16 protein-coding genes are annotated in these 19,013 nt (G+C 43.6%); 6 read left to right on the top strand and 10 right to left on the bottom strand.

Annotated features, from left to right (window positions below):
* Positions 1-91: 91 nt before the first annotated feature.
* Together JMW64_RS00535 and JMW64_RS00540 are read left to right on the top strand one after the other, a co-directional pair.
* Complete coding sequence (locus tag JMW64_RS00535; RefSeq protein WP_045442943.1) at positions 92-796, top strand: pseudouridine synthase; 705 nt, start codon at positions 92-94, stop codon at positions 794-796.
* A 436-nt stretch (positions 797-1,232) separates the two neighbouring features.
* Positions 1,233-2,297, top strand: coding sequence for a disulfide isomerase DsbC N-terminal domain-containing protein (locus tag JMW64_RS00540; protein WP_201552266.1), 1,065 nt, complete (start codon positions 1,233-1,235; stop codon positions 2,295-2,297).
* Positions 2,298-2,434: 137 nt separating this feature from the next.
* Here JMW64_RS00540 and JMW64_RS00545 read toward each other — a convergent pair whose 3' ends face one another.
* Positions 2,435-3,088 carry a DUF2939 domain-containing protein gene (locus JMW64_RS00545; protein WP_201552268.1) on the bottom strand — a complete coding sequence of 218 codons (654 nt, stop codon included), beginning with the start codon at positions 3,086-3,088 and terminating at the stop codon, positions 2,435-2,437.
* Positions 3,089-3,530: 442 nt separating this feature from the next.
* Between JMW64_RS00545 and dnaJ the strand changes: the two genes are divergently transcribed.
* The 3 genes from dnaJ (at position 3,531) to JMW64_RS00560 (ending at position 6,756) form a co-directional block, all read left to right on the top strand.
* Positions 3,531-4,667, top strand: coding sequence for a molecular chaperone DnaJ (gene dnaJ, locus JMW64_RS00550; RefSeq protein WP_201552269.1), 1,137 nt, complete (start codon positions 3,531-3,533; stop codon positions 4,665-4,667).
* A gap of 182 nt (positions 4,668-4,849) precedes the next feature.
* Positions 4,850-5,698, top strand: coding sequence for a 4-hydroxy-tetrahydrodipicolinate reductase (gene dapB, locus JMW64_RS00555; RefSeq protein WP_201552273.1), 849 nt, complete (start codon positions 4,850-4,852; stop codon positions 5,696-5,698).
* 104 nt (positions 5,699-5,802) lie between these two features.
* On the top strand, positions 5,803-6,756 hold the full coding sequence (locus tag JMW64_RS00560; RefSeq protein ID WP_201552274.1) for a hypothetical protein: 954 nt from the start codon (positions 5,803-5,805) through the stop codon (positions 6,754-6,756).
* Between the two features lie 92 nt (positions 6,757-6,848).
* Here JMW64_RS00560 and JMW64_RS00565 read toward each other — a convergent pair whose 3' ends face one another.
* From JMW64_RS00565 to erpA, 8 genes are all read right to left on the bottom strand, one after another.
* A complete protein-coding gene (locus tag JMW64_RS00565; RefSeq protein ID WP_201554975.1) occupies positions 6,849-8,024 on the bottom strand; it encodes a type III PLP-dependent enzyme in 1,176 nt (391 codons plus the stop codon).
* A gap of 164 nt (positions 8,025-8,188) precedes the next feature.
* Entirely contained in the window at positions 8,189-8,743 is a 555-nt protein-coding gene (gene def, locus JMW64_RS00570) for a peptide deformylase (RefSeq protein WP_045442956.1), read from the bottom strand.
* A 314-nt stretch (positions 8,744-9,057) separates the two neighbouring features.
* Positions 9,058-9,312, bottom strand: a complete 255-nt coding sequence (locus JMW64_RS00575) for a GlsB/YeaQ/YmgE family stress response membrane protein (protein WP_045454808.1) — start codon at positions 9,310-9,312, stop codon at positions 9,058-9,060.
* A gap of 356 nt (positions 9,313-9,668) precedes the next feature.
* Positions 9,669-11,174 (bottom strand): UDP-N-acetylmuramate:L-alanyl-gamma-D-glutamyl-meso-diaminopimelate ligase, encoded by a 1,506-nt coding sequence (gene mpl / locus JMW64_RS00580; protein ID WP_201552282.1) that lies wholly within the window; start codon positions 11,172-11,174, stop codon positions 9,669-9,671.
* A 426-nt stretch (positions 11,175-11,600) separates the two neighbouring features.
* A complete protein-coding gene (locus JMW64_RS00585; protein WP_201552290.1) occupies positions 11,601-12,239 on the bottom strand; it encodes a copper resistance protein NlpE N-terminal domain-containing protein in 639 nt (212 codons plus the stop codon).
* 474 nt (positions 12,240-12,713) lie between these two features.
* Positions 12,714-13,241, bottom strand: coding sequence for a disulfide bond formation protein B (locus JMW64_RS00590; RefSeq protein ID WP_045454815.1), 528 nt, complete (start codon positions 13,239-13,241; stop codon positions 12,714-12,716).
* 76 nt (positions 13,242-13,317) lie between these two features.
* Entirely contained in the window at positions 13,318-14,892 is a 1,575-nt protein-coding gene (gshA, locus tag JMW64_RS00595) for a glutamate--cysteine ligase (RefSeq protein WP_201552292.1), read from the bottom strand.
* A 349-nt stretch (positions 14,893-15,241) separates the two neighbouring features.
* On the bottom strand, positions 15,242-15,622 hold the full coding sequence (gene erpA, locus JMW64_RS00600) for an iron-sulfur cluster insertion protein ErpA (protein ID WP_201552294.1): 381 nt from the start codon (positions 15,620-15,622) through the stop codon (positions 15,242-15,244).
* A gap of 467 nt (positions 15,623-16,089) precedes the next feature.
* Between erpA and JMW64_RS00605 the strand changes: the two genes are divergently transcribed.
* Entirely contained in the window at positions 16,090-18,111 is a 2,022-nt protein-coding gene (locus JMW64_RS00605) for an ABC-F family ATP-binding cassette domain-containing protein (RefSeq protein WP_201552304.1), read from the top strand.
* Between the two features lie 111 nt (positions 18,112-18,222).
* On the opposite strand, the gene JMW64_RS00610 is transcribed toward JMW64_RS00605, so the two are convergent.
* A complete protein-coding gene (locus JMW64_RS00610) occupies positions 18,223-18,585 on the bottom strand; it encodes a septal ring lytic transglycosylase RlpA family protein (RefSeq protein WP_045442968.1) in 363 nt (120 codons plus the stop codon).
* Positions 18,586-19,013: the final 428 nt, after the last annotated feature.

Consider the following 19,013-nt stretch of genomic DNA (forward strand, 5'->3'; position numbering starts at 1 on the left):
CCATGAAGATAGCGGACAAGCTCAGTGCGAGTGCTGGTGTCGTTAGCTGCTACGGTAAAGTAGGTATCATCAAACGAATGGTAGGCAATATATGCGTCTAGATAAATTTTTGAGTAAAGCCACTGAGCTATCGCGTAAAGAATCCAAAAAAATTCTGCACGCTGGTGAAGTAACGGTAAATGATCAGGTCATCAAAGACCCAGGCGTCCACGTCGATGTGGTCAATGACGATGTGATTTGGGCAGGCGAGCCATTATCGGTCGCTGCGGGCAGTCGTTATATTCTATTACATAAGCCTGAAGGCTTTGAATGTACGCTGAAAGTAAAAGAGCATCCAATTGTCACTGAACTGATTGCGGTGCCAGAGCTTGGTAGTTTGCGCATTGCAGGGCGTCTCGATGTTGATACGACTGGTGCATTACTGATGAGTGATGATGGTAAATGGTTGCATCGTGTTACCAGTCCTAAGCACGAACATGCCAAAATTTATGAGCTGACTTTAGCCGATGCGATGGATGAAGCGGCGCAAGCCAATGCCGTCAAAGAGGTCGCTGAAGGCATTCTTTTAGAAGGCGATCACGAAGAAACAAAACCTGCGGTTCTAGAATTCATTGACGAGACCCATGCACGTTTGACCCTTGAGCAAGGTAAATATCATCAAGTAAAACGCATGATGGGTTACTTTGGCAATCGAGTGGTTGAGCTGCATCGCGCTAGTGTCGGTCATATCACTTTGGAAGGATTAGAGAAAGGCGACAGTCGCTTTTTAACACCTGAAGAAGTCGCTAAGTTCTAAGTTTTTCATCTTGAAATGAACTCGCAAGCACTTCTTTACAATCAGCAGCCACTTCACGTGTGCTGCTTTTTTTGACCGTAGTGTTTGACCATGTTTTTTAACTGTAGTTTTTAACTATCACTTTTACCCTGTTATGTCTCGTGTGCACACTGTGTTGCCTATCTCTTAAAGCTCAGTAGCAGTTTTGCAAAGTTGAGCCGTTAAACCTTTGCAAAAGTATTCCTTGTGCTAAAGTCTGGCTATCTTTTTTTAATCTATTTTTTTACATAATATCGTTGTCTTTATTAAAATTGGCTATTGTTAGAAGCGAGCATTATTAGAAACGGCTATTCTTAAGATTGAGTGTTGTTAAAATTAAAGGTTATTAAAAATCGTTGTTACTGAAACGCGCTGTTATCAAAAGCTGTTTTTGTTAAAACCAGATAGGACTGTCTCTGTGAAATCATCTCTATTAAAATCTGCCAGTTTAATTGGCGCCATGTTATTGGCAACCACCGCCTGTGCCCAGTCTAGTGATACTGCCGCTACTAATCAAAAAGCCAGCCAGAGCACTCAAAATACAAAAGCTGCTGGCACTGTTAGCAAGTCTGTTGACAGTCGCTTGCGCCAATTGCTCACTCAGGCAGGGATCAAAACACAAATTAGCTCTATTGTGCCGTCCAACTTACCCAATATGTATCAAGTCAATTTGGCGGGGCAGTTGCCTTTGCATATCACTGAAGATGGCAAATATGTTATTCAAGGCGAGCTACAAAAGAATCCAAGCAAGCGTGTAGTCACCAAGACACCAGCGCGTAGCACCAGTGCGCAGTCAGGCAAACCTGTCAGTGCGAGTGTTAAAGCTGATATATTGGCAAATATGGATGCGCTGAAAAACATGAGTGCCAAAACGCCGTTCTTTTATACCGCAGTGCCAGGCGTGATTTGGGGTGCGACATTAGAAGGCGTGCCTTTTTTACTATCGGATGATGCACAATATATTACTGATGGCGAGATTTCTGTCATCGAAAATGGTCAGTTCATCGGACTCGATGAGCAGTTTGAAAAGCGTAAAAATCAGTCTGTGTTTGCAACTTTAGATGAAAGCCAGCTGATTAATTATCCAGCGACCGGCCCTGAGAGAGCGGTTATTTATGTGGCCAATGATGTCAATTGTCCTTATTGCCGCCGCTTGCATCAGCAGCTACCGATGCTTAATGCCAAAGGTGTGACGGTCAAAACCATTGGTTATCCGATATACGAGCAGTCCCCTGAGCAAATGCGTGGGATTTGGTGCCAAGGTGACGAGGACAGCCGCCGTAAAGGTTTTGATAAAGCAATGTTGCAGGGTGAGATGACACCTGCACCAGCAAGTTGTAAAGCCGATCATGTGACGCCCAATCGTGAAAAAGCAGCAGGGCTTGCGGTGATGGCAACGCCTGCTATCTACCGTGAAGATGGCGTGTTGTTTCAAGCGAGCTTTGAGAGTCCTGAGTTTTTAGAATTTTTGGGTGTGCAGTAGCTCATATAGCTGTTTAATAAATTTATGAATAAAAAACGTATTAAGAGATGATATTTCTGAATATTAATAAAAAACCGCCACATAAGTAATCTATGTGGCGGTTTTTTTATTACCTCTAACAGATGGAGATAGCAAGTCTATTGTGGCAACACGATATCAACGATTTTCCAATCAATTAAACCGTTACGCTGCATCTTGATGGTGAGCGGATAACCTTTCACCTGACCGCTAATAGTGAAGCAATTAATACCGCAATAGCTTAATTTTGGCTTGTCACTGTCCGACCCTTGCGCTACCTGTTGCTCCAGTTCAGCGGCTTGTTTTTCCATGATTTGCTGCATTTGGCTTTTGACCACTGCATCCACATCACCGCGCTGGATGATAAGATTTTGAATCAAATTTTTGAGATCGACTTGATTACTGGCGATTGCCCATGCGGCGGCCAGCTCTTTAGTCGCGGTATTAGCCTGACCTTGGGTATCGATGACTTTTTCGATATTTTGTGGGGTGATAGCACCATCCACCGCCTGCGTGATAAAACTATTAGCGGCTTGGGTCAATGGCTCGCCGCCCAACTCAGCGACCAATGGGTAATTGGCCATAGTCGCCGTAAACTGACTGGTGAGTTGGTTTTGGATACTAGGTCGCACTTGCTCATAGTCGATCGCTGCGGCGATGGTCGCGCCGTCTTTGGCATCGTAGGCATTTTTAAGCTGATAAGCGCTGTAATAGGGCGAGCCTGCATAGACAGCGACGGCAATGACGATTAATAAAATAATCAGCTTCTTCATAAAAATCAAACCCTTATCGCAAAACAAAAACGTAATGATGGGCAGATTTAATACTGGTGAGTATAAATCTAAAAACCCGAAAATATAGCGATAAATATTAGCATGGCTGATCCTTTTTAAGGTATGAAAACCTTTGTTCATTCCTTAATAAAACCTTTTTGTATGGCTAAGCGCACTATAGTGGATACTTTCCCTGCCTAAGCGCTTGATAAATCACCATAGCATCTCCATAAATAGCGCAAACTTTTAATAATTGATTTGGCTAAGCAGCATCCCGCCGTATTCGCTTGTAAGATTCATAGCAGTATCACCTCTTTTCTCTCACTATTTATGATGTTTCATGTGAAACCTTTGAGTGCCATAGTGAGTCGTATTAAGGTGGTGGTTGGCTAGAACTACTGAATCGACTGTCCGGTGGACTGTAAAGACGATAGGAGAGCCCATGAGTAAGCGTGATTTTTATGAAGTATTAGGTGTGAGCAAGACCGCTGAAAGCAAAGAAATTAAGCGAGCTTACCGCAAGCTGGCTATGAAATATCACCCTGACCGTAACTCTGATGATCCAGATGCTGAGGATAAGTTCAAAGAAGCATCGATGGCTTACGAAGTACTAAGCAGCGAAGAGAAGCGCTCTGCTTACGATCGCATGGGGCATTCAGCCTTCGAAAATGGCATGGGCGGCGGCGGCTTTGGCGGTGCAGGTGGTGGCAACTTCCAAGATATTTTCGGTGATATTTTCGGCAACTTTGGCGATATCTTCGGTCAGCAGCGTGGTGGCGGCGGTGGACGTTCGCGCCGTGGTTCTGATTTGCGTTACGTCATTGAGCTGACGCTAGAAGAAGCGGTACGTGGCTGTAAAAAAGAAATCAGTTTCACTGCGCCTGCGCCTTGCGACACGTGCGATGGCAAAGGGGCAAAAAATGCCTCTGATATCGTGACTTGTCAGACCTGTCATGGACAAGGTCAAGTGCGTATGCAGCAAGGATTTTTTGCCGTGCAGCAGGCTTGCCCACATTGCGGCGGCACTGGTAAACAAATCAAAAATCCGTGCTCTAACTGTCACGGTAATGGCGTTAAAGACAAATCACGTACGCTAGAAGTGTCTATCCCAGCGGGTGTTGATGATGGTGATCGCGTCCGTCTAGCAGGCGAAGGTGAAGCGGGCGGCGCGGGTGTCCAAAACGGCGACTTATACGTTGAAGTACGCGTAAAACCGCATAATGTCTTTACCCGTCAAGGCGCGGATCTCTATATGGATGTACCTGTGAGCATCACCGATGCGGCACTGGGTAAAGAGGTCGAAATTCCAACCCTAGATGGTAAAGTGAAAATCAAGGTTGCAGAGGGCACGCAAAGTGGTAAGTTGCTACGTGTGCGCGGCAAAGGCGTGACGCCAGTACGCACCACCATGAAAGGTGATTTGATTTGCCGTGTGGTTATCGAAACCCCAGTGAACTTAACTCGCGAGCAAAAAGACCTGTTGCGCCAGTTCCAAGATACGCTTGACGGTGATAGCAAGCATCAGCAGTCGCCACATAAGAAGTCATTCTTTAAAAAGATTGGCGACTTATTTGATTAACTGAGTCGTTTTAATCACTCGTTTGGTTAAATAACTAGATACAAAACCCCCAGTGTTTCACATGAAACACTGGGGGTTTTTATTGACGCTATAAAAAACCATTCAGGTGGTGATATTTGCTAAACTTAGCATCATAACATTTAAAACCTTTCTTATTAATATAGAGCTTTTAGGGTAAAAATATGAGCCAACAGATAACAGCGCAAGAAAATACAAATAAACAAGCCATCAAAGTCGGGGTGATTGGTGCTGGTGGTCGTATGGGGCGTATGCTAATAGAAGCGGTACAAGACAACTCGCAAACGATATTAAATGCCGCGATAGAACGTCAAGGTTCAAGCCTTGTCGGCGCGGATGCTGGCGAAGTCGCCGCTATCGGTCGCTTAGAAGTGCAGATTGTCGATGATTTAAAAGTTGTCATTAATGACATCGATGTACTAATTGACTTTAGCTTGCCTGATGCCACTGAACAAAATATGCAGATTTGCGCGGTAAACAATGTCGCAATGGTTATTGGGACGACAGGATTCAATGAGCAGCAAGAGCAAGTATTGGCAAAAGCTAGCGAGAAAATTGCGATTGTCTATGCTGGTAACTATTCAACAGGCGTTAATCTGTCATTAAAGTTGCTCGGCATGGCCGCGAAGGCCTTTGGCGAGGATGCCGATGTAGAAGTCATCGAGGCCCACCATAAGCATAAAATCGATGCGCCATCAGGCACAGCATATATGATGGCAGAAGCCGTTGCAGAAGCTCGTGGACAGAATTTAAAAGATGTTGCTGTTTATGGCCGCGAAGGGCAAACGGGCGAACGCAAAGCAGGTACTATTGGTATTCATGCCATTCGCGGCGGTGAAATCATTGGCGATCATACCGTGATGTTTATTGCCGATGGTGAGGTGGTTGAAATTACCCATCGTGCCCGCGCGCGTATGACTTTTGCCGCGGGTGCTGTACGTGCCGCGACTTGGGTTATCAAACAAGAGGTCGGGCAATATAATATGCAGGACGTGTTGGGTTTGAATGACTAGTTTTTGAGCAAGTAAGGTTTGAGTGATTAATGTTTCTTGCTTGCTGTTTGGTGGCTGCTGAGGACGGCTTATTGATAAAGCGAAATGATTATTAGGAGTTAGACATGAATAAGTTTAGCAAGAATCTAATAGTGGGTTTTAGTCGCACTGTGGCTGTTGTCAGGGGTGCCAGAAGCATCAAAGCTGCCAACATCGTCACGACACTCAAATCTAGCAACAGCACGTTTTACGCTAGCCAAATAGCATTTGCCCTAAGTTTGACGGTAGTGCCAATAGTCGCACAAGCTGCGACTTTTCAAACCTACGTCATTCATACCTATGGTGGCGATGCATTATTGCCGTCAGTTCGTCAGCAACTAAATAATAGTCGTGACGGCGGTACAGTTACTACCTATCAAGACAAGTTAGTGTTGCATACGACAGCCGCTAACTATCAGGCGGTACAGCAGTTATTGACTCAGATTGACGGTCAGCCACAGGCATTGACGGTCGCTGTGCGTGTTGGCAACAATAGCAGCGACCAAGGTAATATTGAGCAAGGGCAGGTCATTATTAGCAATCGTGGTATTCAAGGATCAGGGATTATTCATCAGAGCAATAGCCAACAGCAAACAAATAATTTATACCAAGTACAAACCTTGTCAGGTAGTGCCGCCAGCATCAGTACAGGGACGCTTTATGCGCTGAATCAAACCTACGATGTAAATAGTTATAAAAATTATAAAAGTCCCTCAGTACAGATTGTCATTCAGCAGCAGGTATTGCTACCAACGACGCAAGGCATCACGGTTACGCCAAGATTATTACCGACTGGTCAAGTCGAAGTAACATTGTCACAAGTTGAAGAAAAACTTGCACGCTCCTATTCAACTTCTCAGAAAAATAGTAATCATGCCATTCAAGGTCAACGATTAGACACGACCATTATTATCCCACGTGGTCAATGGGTAACTATCGGACAAATCTCTCAAAGTAGCCAAAATCAACACGCAAGTTATGGTAGCAATCGTGCCATTGATAGCACTAAAAACACACCAATTTGGATAATGGTGCAGTAGCCTTGCATCGATTACTATTATCTTTGGTATAAAAAAGCGCGATACTGTAATGAGCAGTATCGCGCTTTTTATCGACAATAATTTATTGCAGATTAGTCAACGTAGATCACTTGTAACGGTGGAAAACCATTGAACTCAATAGATGAGTACGAGTTAGTATAGGCACCCGTGGTCAACCAAAATATTTTATCACCAATCTCCAGCTCTTGTGGTAGCTGATAGCCCGCTTCTTCATACATGATATCGGTCGAATCACATGTGGGACCTGCCAGTACTACCGTGCCTTCGCTGGTTGATGTCTCCATTTTAGGTGTATACACCGGATATTTGATGGCCTCTCCTAACGTCTCGATTAAGCCTTGGAATAAGCCCACATCGGTATAGACCCAACGCGTTAAATCCGTGTGCGATTTACGCGAGATAAGCACCACGTCACTGACCAATACGCCCGATCCGCCAACCAATGAACGACCTGGCTCAAGGATAATCTCAGGCATGTCTTCTTCATTATAGTCGTCTGTCAAATAACGAGTAATCTCTTCAGCGTAGACTTTTATAGGGTTCACTTCACTGATATAGTTGGCTGGAAAACCGCCACCCAAATTAATCATTTGTAGCTTAATATCTTCTTCGTTTTTCATCCAATCAAACATGTATTTGACCTTGGCTAGCGCATCATCCCAAGCGGCAACGTCTTTTTGCTGACTGCCGACGTGGAATGAGATGCCATAAGGTACTAGGCCCAAATCACGAGCTTGAATCAACAGCTCAATTGCCATATTGGGATGACAACCAAACTTACGAGACAATGGCCATTCAGCGGTCTCAGAGCCTTGTACTAAGATACGCACAAAGATTTTTGAACCAGGGGCGTGCTTGGCAATATTTTTTAGATCAGCTTCTGAGTCGGTCGCATACAAGTCAATACCTTTTTCAAAGGCGTATTTGACGTGCTCCGCTTTTTTGATGGTATTACCATAAGAGATACGTGATGGTTCAACGCCGCAGTCGAGCACGCGATCAAGCTCGTAGATGGAGGCACAATCAAAGTTCGAACCAAGATCAGCAAGCAAGTTAATCACTTCAACAGCAGGACTGGCCTTCATTGCATAATGGATTTTAGCATTGGGAAAAAACCCAACCATTTCATGATATTTGGTTTTGATACGGCTAAGGTCCACGACCAAAAATGGCGTCTCGCGACCTTCAGCAGCTTGAGTGAATTTCTGCCAGCCGGCAGGGTCAAAATATTGGTCAATTTTGATCATGGTCATGGTAGGGAACCTTTAATAAAGACAGTAGGTGTTAAAGAGTAAATGCTCGCATCACGTCATTGTCATCTCACATTAGTGTCATCACGCATCTCACAGGTGATGAAACCTTGCTTCCATGCTGATTAAATGACGTAAAAATAGCTTATAGGATGAATGGACTAAGAATGGCTAGGCTGTGGCTGTTTATCCGCCATTTGTTCGCCTTGTTTTTCGCGTATTTTAACGATTTTACGTACTTTATCGCGAGCACGAGTTTGCTTGAGACGTGATAGGTAATCGACGAATATGACCCCATTTAAATGATCCATTTCATGTTGGATGCATACCGCGAGTAAGCCTTCTACTTCTTCATCGATTTTTTGACCATTCTCATCTAAGGCTTCAATACGCACTTTATTCGGGCGCTCAACACTGTCATAGACTTCAGGTACGGACAAACAACCTTCTTCATAGGGCTGTTTCTCTTCCACCAATGGTGTCACCTTTGGGTTGATAAAAACTCTAGGGCTATTTTTATCTTCAGACAGATCCATAACGATGAGCTGAATATGGCGATCCACTTGGCTTGCCGCCAAACCGATACCTTGTGCCTCATACATCGTCTCAATCATATCAGCGATTAAGGTTTTGATTTCAGCAGTCACTTCCTTAACAGGCGTAGCAATAGTACGCAGGCGCGGGTCTGGGTAATTTAAAATAGGGAGTAAAGCCATAACGCTCACCTCAATGATAGGGATAAAATAGGGTTGATATTATAGGATAAATGGGGGCAAAAGTAATGCTTATCAATACTTTCGCACAATTATTGCTTTTTATCATTGTAAAAAACGAGGGAGGTCGTTTTTATTATAGGCATAAAAAAGCCCTGCAATTCGCAAGGCTTTTTGATTTATATAAGCTAGATTAGATATAATCTGACTTGCATAAGTAGAGTTGCTTTTTAGTAAATTGAGTCTAGTACATCAAGTCACTTCTGAGTCATTAAAGTCACTTGATGCAACCAAAACATCTGAGCAAAAGTGCCAAGTTATACGCCACGTTTGCTCATAATCATCTCGTAGATAAATAACAGGATGATCGCACCGATTACTGAGAATATCAAACCAGTAAATCCGCCATCAGCATTGATACCGATAAGACTAGCTAAGAAGCCACCTAATAAAGCACCGACGATACCCAATACAATCGTCATTATCCAGCCCATCGGGTCGCTACCTGGCTTGATAGCTCGTGCCAATAAACCTGCAACCAGACCTACAATAATCATCCAAATAAAGCTCATATTATTCTCCTAATTTATTATCATTTATAATAGTTAATCAATTTTGATAAGCTCATTGTAAGCACTGTATAGACGTAAAGGTAAGCGCGAAATGTTACCAGTGTATGAGCTATGTGAGGAAAATCGTAGATTTGCTAATATGCAGGTAGAATAGGTAAATGAAAGGTTACAAAGGTAGTGAAGTCGAAAACGCCGTTTATATATTAAAGCATTTTTGGATATTGACGTTCCCTAATACTGATACTCACTATAGTAATCGCAAGTAATCAGAGAAAGTTGATCATAAAAAAACGTTGCTCATTTATAATAAGCAACGCTCTTATTTGACATCAGAACTAAACCAGCTAGATTGTTTGTTATGTGGCTTTATTACGTAGCACAGTTAATAAACGTTGATGAATACCTTCAAAACCGCCATTCGACATAATCACAATGGCGTCCCCCGCTTTTGCGTGCGTGTCGATATGCTTGATGATAGCATCGATACTAGAGAGCACCTGCTGGTTGCCCATGTGAGGATTTACGCTATTGGCATTTTCAATGACTTCTTTTAAACCCCACTCCAGTCCTGTCGGCTCATACCATAAGGTATGATCGGCGAGAGCAGCAGACTCAGCCAAGCTGTCTTGATGGATACCCATTTTCATGGTGTTACTACGTGGTTCAATAATCGCCCAAATGCGTCTGTTCGCCAGTTTCTTCTTGGCACCATCTAAAGTAGTAGTAATGGCTGTAGGGTGATGGGCAAAATCATCAAAGACTAAGATATCATTGACATCGCCAATCAGCTCCATCCGACGTTTAATGCCCGCAAATGCTGATAACGCCGCGCACGCAGTTTTTACACTGATGCCGATGTTATAAGCTGCTGCGACAGCAACCAAGGCGTTATTCACGTTATGAATGCCGCTCATCGACCAGTCGACGACTCCCGTGGCTTCTTCATCAGTAATATCAGCCGCAAAACTAACCGCAAATTGACCACCATCTTCGCTGATAAGTTCAGCTTGCCAATCACTACTATCTTTTGAGTGCTCATCGATAGTATGGGTATTATGTGCCGCTGAGTCCAATACTGCTGTCCGCCAAACGGGTGTCCAAACCCCTTTCGCTAACGTCTCCTCTAAGCTGGCAGTCGCTGTGGGCATAATGATTTTGCCCGTGCTTGGAATCATGCGCACCATATGATGGAATTGGGTCTGAATAGCCTCAAGATCCGCAAAAATATCCGCATGATCAAATTCTAGGTTATTTAAAATAGCCGTACGCGGACGGTAATGAACGAACTTTGAACGCTTATCAAAAAATGCAGAATCGTATTCATCCGCTTCGATAACGAAATAGCCAGTATTTACCGAATCGTCATTATCAATTTTATCCGCACCCAAATAACTGCTGTGAGCGAAGACGTGCTGTAAATGCTCATCAGTGGTATCAACCAGTGGCACACCGCCGATTAAAAACCCAGTGTCGATACCCGCATAGTGCAATATCCAAGCGAGCATGGTCGTCGTCGTGGTTTTACCGTGAGTACCAGCAACGGCTATCACATGACGCGATTGTAATACTTGCTCAGATAAAAACTGTGGTCCTGAGGTATAGCGTAGACCTGTGTCCAGCATATATTCGATGACATCCATACCGCGCTTCATGGCATTACCAACGACGACTAAATCTGGTGCTGGTTGTAAATGCTCTACCAGATAGCCTTGCTCAATGGTCACGCCCGCGTTTTCCAGTTGGGTGGACATCGGCGGATAAACGTTGGCATCTGAGCCCGTGACCGTATGCCCAAGCTCGCGCGCTAGCAATGCCAGTGAGCCCATAAAAGTACCACAAATACCAAGAATATGAATATGCATAGACGTTCCGTACGAGCTTAAATTAAAAGAATAAAAATGGAGCATTATCCCAAAAGTTACCGATATTAACCGTGGCTTATTCTAGGATACGCTCAACCTAATGATCATCAGTCTTGGCTATAATTAAAATATCATAAATGGTGACGGCGTTAACCGTGCTTCATGTACCAAACGTACTATTGACGTCCGCTTGCCTTATCTCTACTTTATATTGCTTCGACCCTATATTCTGTCACAAAAACAGCATAGGTTCGCCAAATAGCAGCGTCGAAAACAAGCACTTATTGTAAAGTAAACACCGTATGATGACCAATAAAAAACGCCCAGTAAGTAGGCGTTATTAAAAGAATAGTTTGGCTCATTGAGCATCACTACATTCAGAGCACCTAAAATTTAGAGCCTCTAAATGTTTATGCCGCTATTTTATTATTTGCGCGATAAGGTATAGTCATTGTTAGGTTTTTTATGTTCATCCATTAAGACAAGATGATTGTCTTGAATATGATACGCTTCAATGTTTTTGTCTTCATAGACAATCGTAATCATATCATTGTCTTGACGATAGACACCAGGTTCAAACAGGGGTGCATTCGGCATTTCCGGATTGTTATCTATACTGGTTTTTAGCACTGAACCATCAGCGAACAAATTCAATGTAATATCAGTGCTATCACAAGATTTACAGGGTACCATGCCACCATAATCGCCCATTAACGTGGCTTGTAACGTGCCATTACCCGGCTCTGAGCGTGTCAGCGATTGATGGGGATATGCACCGTTACTCGATTGGGCAGCCGCAATCAGCGATTGTCCTTCTGACACTTTATCTAGCTCACTACCCGCATTTAATAGATTGGTCTCTGGCAAGTTCTCTGCGCTAGCTTGTGCGCTGTTCTCTTCTACATGATCGATAGGGGCGACCTTAGTCGTCATACCTTTATCGCCGCTAGACGAGGTACTATCACAGCCGATGAGCAGCACACAGAGGGGCAGCGCTAGCAAACAACGACCACCGCGTTTGAGGATAGTTAGCGTGTTAGAACAAGTAGGCGAAAAATATATCATGGTCACACCAAAAAACAGTTTTTTAATAGTCATTCCAAATGATTATCGACACTATCGACAACTCAATACGTTGTCAAAAAGGAAAGATAATAGGAATTATAAATGTTTAAATTAGAGTAGAAGACTACGAGACTACAAGTGCCATCTGAGGCTAGGCGGCGAGAAGAAGCTATCGGTAGCCTATCGCCAATCAGTCAACAGTGATGGATATTTAAAACGCTATTTTACCCATCAAAAAGCAAATAAACTGTGTCAAGATATCAAAGGTTAAAGATATCTCTGTGGCCTTTTTGTTATGATAGGTTTAGCCATGAGCTAAGAATAATGGTTTAACATTGATAGATATGACGAACGAAAATTATCGGAGATATTTAATAGTGGTTCATTAAAGAACAGACGTTTAGTAATAAACACGCCTGTTCGTTTGGAAAAATGAAGGGTATAGCAAAAAGCAACGTATGGGCTAATTCGCTATCAAGCAAGGCGGCTAGGGGCAACAGGTCGTAAAATGCGCCATAATATCAACCCGTGTACCACCAATAGCAGACTAAATAGAATCAAAGATTGTTCAGGAATGCTCAGTCCCATAAATGTCCACTCAACAGAGGCACATTCGCCAGAGCCCGCAAAAACTTCTTTAAATACTTGCAAAATCGGTAGCGTATCTAACCAATAATCCAGCCCTGGGCCACAAGAAGGTACTTGATCGGCAGGTAGATGCTGTAGCCAAACATGACGTCCAGCCACGGCAGTCGCCCAGCCGATACCTGCTAAGCTACCAAGCCATAATACCAGTCTAACGGCCTTAGATTTAGGGTTGAATAATGCCGCTATCAAAGCAAAACTGCCCATTATTATGAGGCCAATACGCTGAAAAATACACAGTGGGCAAGGCGAAAATCCCATATAGCGCTGTAAAAAAAACAGCGCAAAACTCATACCTATTACGGCTATTATCACCAAAAATATTTGCAAATTTCGGTAAGTGGTCAGCTTTAGCATTGGGCAGTTACTCTTATAAAATAGTCATCTATACACGTTAAGTGGCGGTCAGAACTCAGAAATCAGTAATCAAAGCTTAGCGATATTGCTGTAAAAATTCCATAAAATCTTCAGTTTCGGCTTTTTCAATCTCAGCTTGCTGTAATATTGATTTTTCTGCCAACACTTCGTATTTGGCTTGGGTGTTCGGACTAAGCGTCTGCTGTAATAAAGACTCACGATGCTGCTGCGCCAAGGTAAAGCCAAGCTGCCATAAGCTGCCTAAACGCTGACTATCAGAGTTTACTTGTGCTGAAATGGTCGATTCTGAGTGCCCTGCTTTACCTTGCATTAACGCGACTGCTGCACGGTAATCGTTGCCGCCATAATGCGCATCAAGTAGCGCGGCAAGTGGTTGCATACGTTCTAAATGCACCAGCATCCAGCTCTCAAGCAGTTGCTCTTCGCCGTTGTTTATAATGTGTAAGCCTTCGCGTCGACCTTCGTTTACCACGCGTTCAAGATTGATGGCTAGGGTCTCTTCTTCCTCAGGTAATAGATCAGGTGAGGCGCTCAGCAGACAGTACAGCGCCATAACCTCTAAGAAACAGGCGCTAGACAGACGAATACCGACATCGCTATAAGGATCTAGATCGATTGCACGGAACTCAACATAGGCGATACCGCGGCGCTCTAATGCTTCGGTCGGTGTCTCGCCACTCATCGCGATTTGTTTGGGACGAATAGGGCTATAGTATTCATTTTCTATTTGTAAAATATGATTGTTGATTTGGATAGGGTTGCCATCGGCATCATCTAAGCCAAGCTTGGCAAAGCTTTCGTGCGGAGTCTGAATCGCACGGCGCAGTCCATCGACATACTCTGGCAGATAGTTATAACGAATATCGAGCTGTTCTTGCACACTATTGGTATAACCAAGCTTGCCCATACGTAGGCTGGTGGCAGCAGGCTTATAATAGGTTGAGTCGTTCAGCAGCTCTAAATCATGCTCACGACCAGCTAAGAAACAAGGACAAACGCTAGGGCTAGCACCCAGTAAATACAGTACCAAACTGGTCAGCCGCTTAAAGTTACGGATAAGCCCTAAGTATTTTTCGTTTTTAAATTCTGTCAGCGTTTGCGCTTGTGCAGCAGGCATTTCAGCTTGCCAGACTTCAAATAGTCCATCACCAAAAGACAAGTTATAATGTAAACCTGCAATCGTTTGCATGCGGCGACCATAGCGAATACCAAGCCCGCTACGGTATAGCGTCTTGAGCTTACCCGTATTAGAGCTGCCATAATTAGCCAGTGGGATGTCTTCATCATTCGATGACAGCATACAAGGCATAGACAGCGGCCACATCAGCTCACCTTCAGGCATGGCTTGATAGACCAATACATGCAACTGACGCAGCATGTTTAGCGTCTCTTTTGGTGAGGTTTTAGGGTCAGTAATTAGCTCAAGTAGGCTTTCTGAATAATCAGTTGTGATAAACGGATGGGTGAGCTTTGAGCCAAGTTTGGCTGGATGCGGCGTCTGAGCCAAGTAACCATCGGGTCTTACGCGCAGCCCTTCTTTTTCGATACCGCGGAGCATGCCCGTTAAATGCTTGCTATCAAACCAATTAGGAATGTCAAAATTCACAAAGCTACTCGCAAAATTACTCATAATAGTCATCTATTGTTATTTATTATGGCGGCTCAAAACACGACTGGCGTTTGACCATAATGAAGGTAAATATTGGATTAAGAATGCCGTCAGTTTAGCTCAAAGCTGCCCTGAAAACCACGGACAATTACAAATACGATAAGCTTTACAGGCGCTCATTCCTCTTGATTTTAATAGGTATTTCAATAAAAAATTTTATGCACAGCGCGTTACTTTTTTCTAAAAAACGCATAAAACAAGAAGCATCTACCTACGAGATAGATGCTTCAAAAGTACGACGTTAAGCGGTTTATGATAGCGTTGACTAACGAGGAAGGTATCTTGATCAAAAGTCATGCGTCTCGCCAACTTAAATAGAGAAGGATGAGCCACAGCCACACGTGGTGGTGGCATTTGGATTGGTGACGATAAAGCGTGCGCCCTCTAACCCCTCAGTATAGTCAACAGTAGAGCCTTGTAAATACTGATAGCTTAGTGAATCGACGACCAAGGTTACATCGTCATTGTCAAAATTGGTATCGTCTTCATTCAGCTCATTGGCGAAGTTAAAGCCGTAAGAAAAACCTGAGCAGCCGCCGCCCGTCACATAGACACGCAACATCAGATCGCTGTCGCCTTCTTCTTCACGTAGACGGCGCACCTTTTGTGCAGCGCTATCGGTTAAGCTTAAAACAGTTGGGTCTACTGGCTGGCTGGCGCTTGGATTAAATTGGTTGGCTGATTCGTTCATATCTACCTCAGTTGCTAGGATCAAATGCGGTCGTCCAGTTAGGGTTTGCAATGAAATAGTTGCAAATAAAGATACGCACGGCGTTTGATTCAATTGGGTGCTGTTATTATGGCGCTGCTATTGGTATGACTAATGGCGCATTATAAATATGATATTTGTGTCATTACAACGATTTGGTTGATAACGGGCACTTATCTCATCGCAGTATATCATAATGGGGGTATTGATTCGTTTGTCAAGAGTGACGCTACTGGCTGAAGGTGGCTGATTGATACTAGCGGTTATTATCCCCATAAACTCATGCTAAGAGAAAGACTTTTTGTGCGAATAAACACTTGGTTTTGAAATAGTTATTTAATCGTTTGCCTATGGGGCAAGCGTTTGAAATAATAGCCGCCAGTTAACATGCCAGATGTGTGTTTTTTATTGCCTTATATTTTATATTACTGTTGAGTTGAAGAGATTATATGATCGAATTTAAAGACGTTGGTGTTCGCCGTGATGGTCGTGAGTTGTTTGCAGGGGCAAGCTTCCAGCTACATCCGGGCCACAAAGTTGGCTTGACGGGCAACAACGGCACCGGCAAATCTACCTTATTTGCCTTATTGTTGACGCGAATGGGCAGAGGAGATACCGAGGTCACGCTTGATAGAGGTGAAGTCAGTATTCCTGATAGCTGGCATGTGGCACACATGGCTCAGGAAGTCGGCGCTACGACGCAGTCTGCGATTGATTATGTATTGAGCGGTGATGAGCAGTGGTATGAGATCAATGCTTCTTTGAATGATTTGAGTAGCGTCAGTGATGAGCAGATCGGGGTATTGCATCAGCAGTTCGATGAAATTGATGGCTATCGCACACCGACTAAAGCGGCACAAATTATGGCAGGTCTTGGTTTTAATACCAGCCAGCATGAATTGCCCGTAGAAGGGTTTTCGGGTGGTTGGCGCATGCGTTTGAATCTCGCCAAAACATTGATGAGCCGTGCGGACTTAATGTTACTCGATGAGCCGACCAACCATTTGGATTTGGATGCGATTTTGTGGCTTGAGACTTGGATCAATGCCTATACTGGTCTGGTCATCGTCATCTCGCATGACCAAGCCTTTTTGGATGCCACGGTCGGTCATATCTTGCATGTTGAACAACAAAAAATCACCCTTTATACCGGTAATTATCAGCAGTTTATTCGCACCCGTCACGAGCGTATGGCGCAGCAGCAGCAAGCGTTTGAAAAACAAGAAGCGACCAAAGCACACTTGGATGACTTTATTCGTCGTTTCCGTGCCAAAGCCAGTAAGGCTAAGCAAGCACAAAGCCGTATCAAGCAGCTTGAGCGCATGGCTGAGCTGTCACCGATGATGGCGGACAACCCGTTCTCTTTCCGCTTTTATGAGCCAGCAAATATGAGCTCACCACTGATTGAGCTGACCAAAGCGGATATTGGCTATAGCGATACGCCACTTCTATATAATGCCAATGTGCAAGTAACGCCGGATACGCGTCTTGGCTTGCTGGGTATGAATGGCGCTGGTAAGTCGACTTTAATTAAAGCCTTAGTCGGTGAGCTTGGCGTATTAACAGGGACGTATCGTGTTTCGGATACCCTAAAATTAGGCTACTTTAACCAGCATCAAATGGATATCTTGGATGCCAAGGCAACACCGATAGAGATGTTGCGTCGTCTAGCCGGTAAAACCTCTGATGCGATGTTACGCTCGTTTTTAGGCAGTTTTGACTTCCGCGGTGAGCGTATCGATACGCCGAGTGAGCTATTCTCTGGTGGCGAGCGTGCGCGCTTAACGTTAGCTTTGATCGTTTGGCAACGTCCGAACGTTCTGGTACTCGATGAGCCAACCAACCATTTGGACTTACAAATGCGCCAAGCGCTGACCATCGCTTTGCAAGGATTTGAGGGGGCAGTGGTACTGGTTTCGCATGATCGTGAGTTGATTGCCAACGTCTGTGATGAGCTGTTTTTGGTACATGATGGTCAAATCGAGGAGTTCGATGGTGACATCAGCGACTACGGTAAGTGGCTGGCAGAAAAGCGTAAGCAAGAGAACTCATCAGATAAAAGTACCAGTAAGAAGAAAAGTAAAAAAGAGAGTAAGAAATTCGTTTCACGTGAAACAGATAATGGTCAAGTGAGTAATAAAGCACCTGATAATTCATCAAAAAGTAAAGCGACGACGCCTGCGCTTAGTAAAGATGCGCAGCGCAAATTGGCGGCTGAACAACGCAAACTCACCGCGCCTATTCGCCGTGAGATAGAAGAAATAGAAAAGGCATTGGCTAAAATTGATGGACAGCTCGTGACTCTTGAAGAAAAACTGGCTGATACGGATTTGTACGAAGAAGGTCGCAAGTCTGATTTGCTTTTATTACTTAACGAGCAAACGGCATTGCAGCAGCAGCACAGTGACAATGAAGAAAAACTATTGCTTTTGATGACGACATTAGAAGAAATGGAAGCGGGTTTTGAGTAGAGAGCTGTTCGCTATAGTAAATAGTAGGTTTTGATTGTTTTTTAAGCTATTTTTACTTGATTGAGACAGTCACAAAAAAGGGAGAGCGCTGGCTCTCCCTTTTTTATTACGTTATTCCTTACGGTATTTACCATCACCATAAGACAGTATTTCCATTGTGGTCGTACATAACTGACAGTTTATTTGACCAGCAGCGGCTTTCGATAAATCCAAAATACGACCCCGAATGAAAGGGCCTCTATCGGTAATTTTTACGATTACACTCTGCTTTGTCTTCTTGTTGGTCACTTGTACCTTCGTACCAAACGGCAACGTGCGATGCGCAGCGGTCAAAGAGTTCATGTTGAAGATACTACCACTAGCAGTGCGTTTACCGTGGAACTGACTACCGTAATAACTGGTGTTTCCAGCAAAAACGGTGGTACTCAGCAATAGTGATAATGTGATAACCAAAGACTTGATTAAATAAGACATTTAATACCTTTAAGCAATTTATAAAATAGACAGATACACTTGCCTATGTTATTCATACTCCCTATGAGTATAAATAATATATTCATTTTACAACACATACTTTGTCATATTCTTACGGTTCTGTAAAAGAACTACCAAGGTCAAAATGCTCATTTAGGCACGCTAGCTAGTGAATACCAGTGATCTGTATGTAATTGTTTTAAATAATGATTTACATTGTTAATGGTATTTTTGGCTTGACTCTCTATTTTTTCATTAGGGCGAGTGTTAAATTGATATGACGTCTGTGGTTATCAAAGAATAATAATGTCAGAATCATAGAGAAATATGCCAATGCAGTGACAAAGGCGAATCATAATGTATTAAGTGCTTCAAACAACTTAAACACTGCTGTTGTTCGGCACTATTACTGGTAATATTTGTATAAC

The organism is Psychrobacter immobilis, from assembly GCF_904846065.1.
Taxonomy (GTDB): Bacteria; Pseudomonadota; Gammaproteobacteria; order Pseudomonadales; family Moraxellaceae; genus Psychrobacter; species Psychrobacter immobilis_H.

Bases quoted from the DNA above. Each gene is read 5' to 3' on its own strand.
- JMW64_RS00535 (WP_045442943.1), top strand. From the start codon at position 92: ATGCGTCTAGATAAATTTTTGAGTAAAGCCACTGAGCTATCGCGTAAA.
- JMW64_RS00545 (WP_201552268.1), bottom strand. From the start codon at position 3,088: ATGAAGAAGCTGATTATTTTATTAATCGTCATTGCCGTCGCTGTCTAT.
- dnaJ (WP_201552269.1), top strand. From the start codon at position 3,531: ATGAGTAAGCGTGATTTTTATGAAGTATTAGGTGTGAGCAAGACCGCT.
- dapB (WP_201552273.1), top strand. From the start codon at position 4,850: ATGAGCCAACAGATAACAGCGCAAGAAAATACAAATAAACAAGCCATC.
- JMW64_RS00560 (WP_201552274.1), top strand. From the start codon at position 5,803: ATGAATAAGTTTAGCAAGAATCTAATAGTGGGTTTTAGTCGCACTGTG.
- JMW64_RS00565 (WP_201554975.1), bottom strand. From the start codon at position 8,024: ATGATCAAAATTGACCAATATTTTGACCCTGCCGGCTGGCAGAAATTC.
- def (WP_045442956.1), bottom strand. From the start codon at position 8,743: ATGGCTTTACTCCCTATTTTAAATTACCCAGACCCGCGCCTGCGTACT.
- JMW64_RS00575 (WP_045454808.1), bottom strand. From the start codon at position 9,312: ATGAGCTTTATTTGGATGATTATTGTAGGTCTGGTTGCAGGTTTATTG.
- mpl (WP_201552282.1), bottom strand. From the start codon at position 11,174: ATGCATATTCATATTCTTGGTATTTGTGGTACTTTTATGGGCTCACTG.
- JMW64_RS00585 (WP_201552290.1), bottom strand. From the start codon at position 12,239: ATGATATATTTTTCGCCTACTTGTTCTAACACGCTAACTATCCTCAAA.
- JMW64_RS00590 (WP_045454815.1), bottom strand. From the start codon at position 13,241: ATGCTAAAGCTGACCACTTACCGAAATTTGCAAATATTTTTGGTGATA.
- gshA (WP_201552292.1), bottom strand. From the start codon at position 14,892: ATGAGTAATTTTGCGAGTAGCTTTGTGAATTTTGACATTCCTAATTGG.
- erpA (WP_201552294.1), bottom strand. From the start codon at position 15,622: ATGAACGAATCAGCCAACCAATTTAATCCAAGCGCCAGCCAGCCAGTA.
- JMW64_RS00605 (WP_201552304.1), top strand. From the start codon at position 16,090: ATGATCGAATTTAAAGACGTTGGTGTTCGCCGTGATGGTCGTGAGTTG.
- JMW64_RS00610 (WP_045442968.1), bottom strand. From the start codon at position 18,585: ATGTCTTATTTAATCAAGTCTTTGGTTATCACATTATCACTATTGCTG.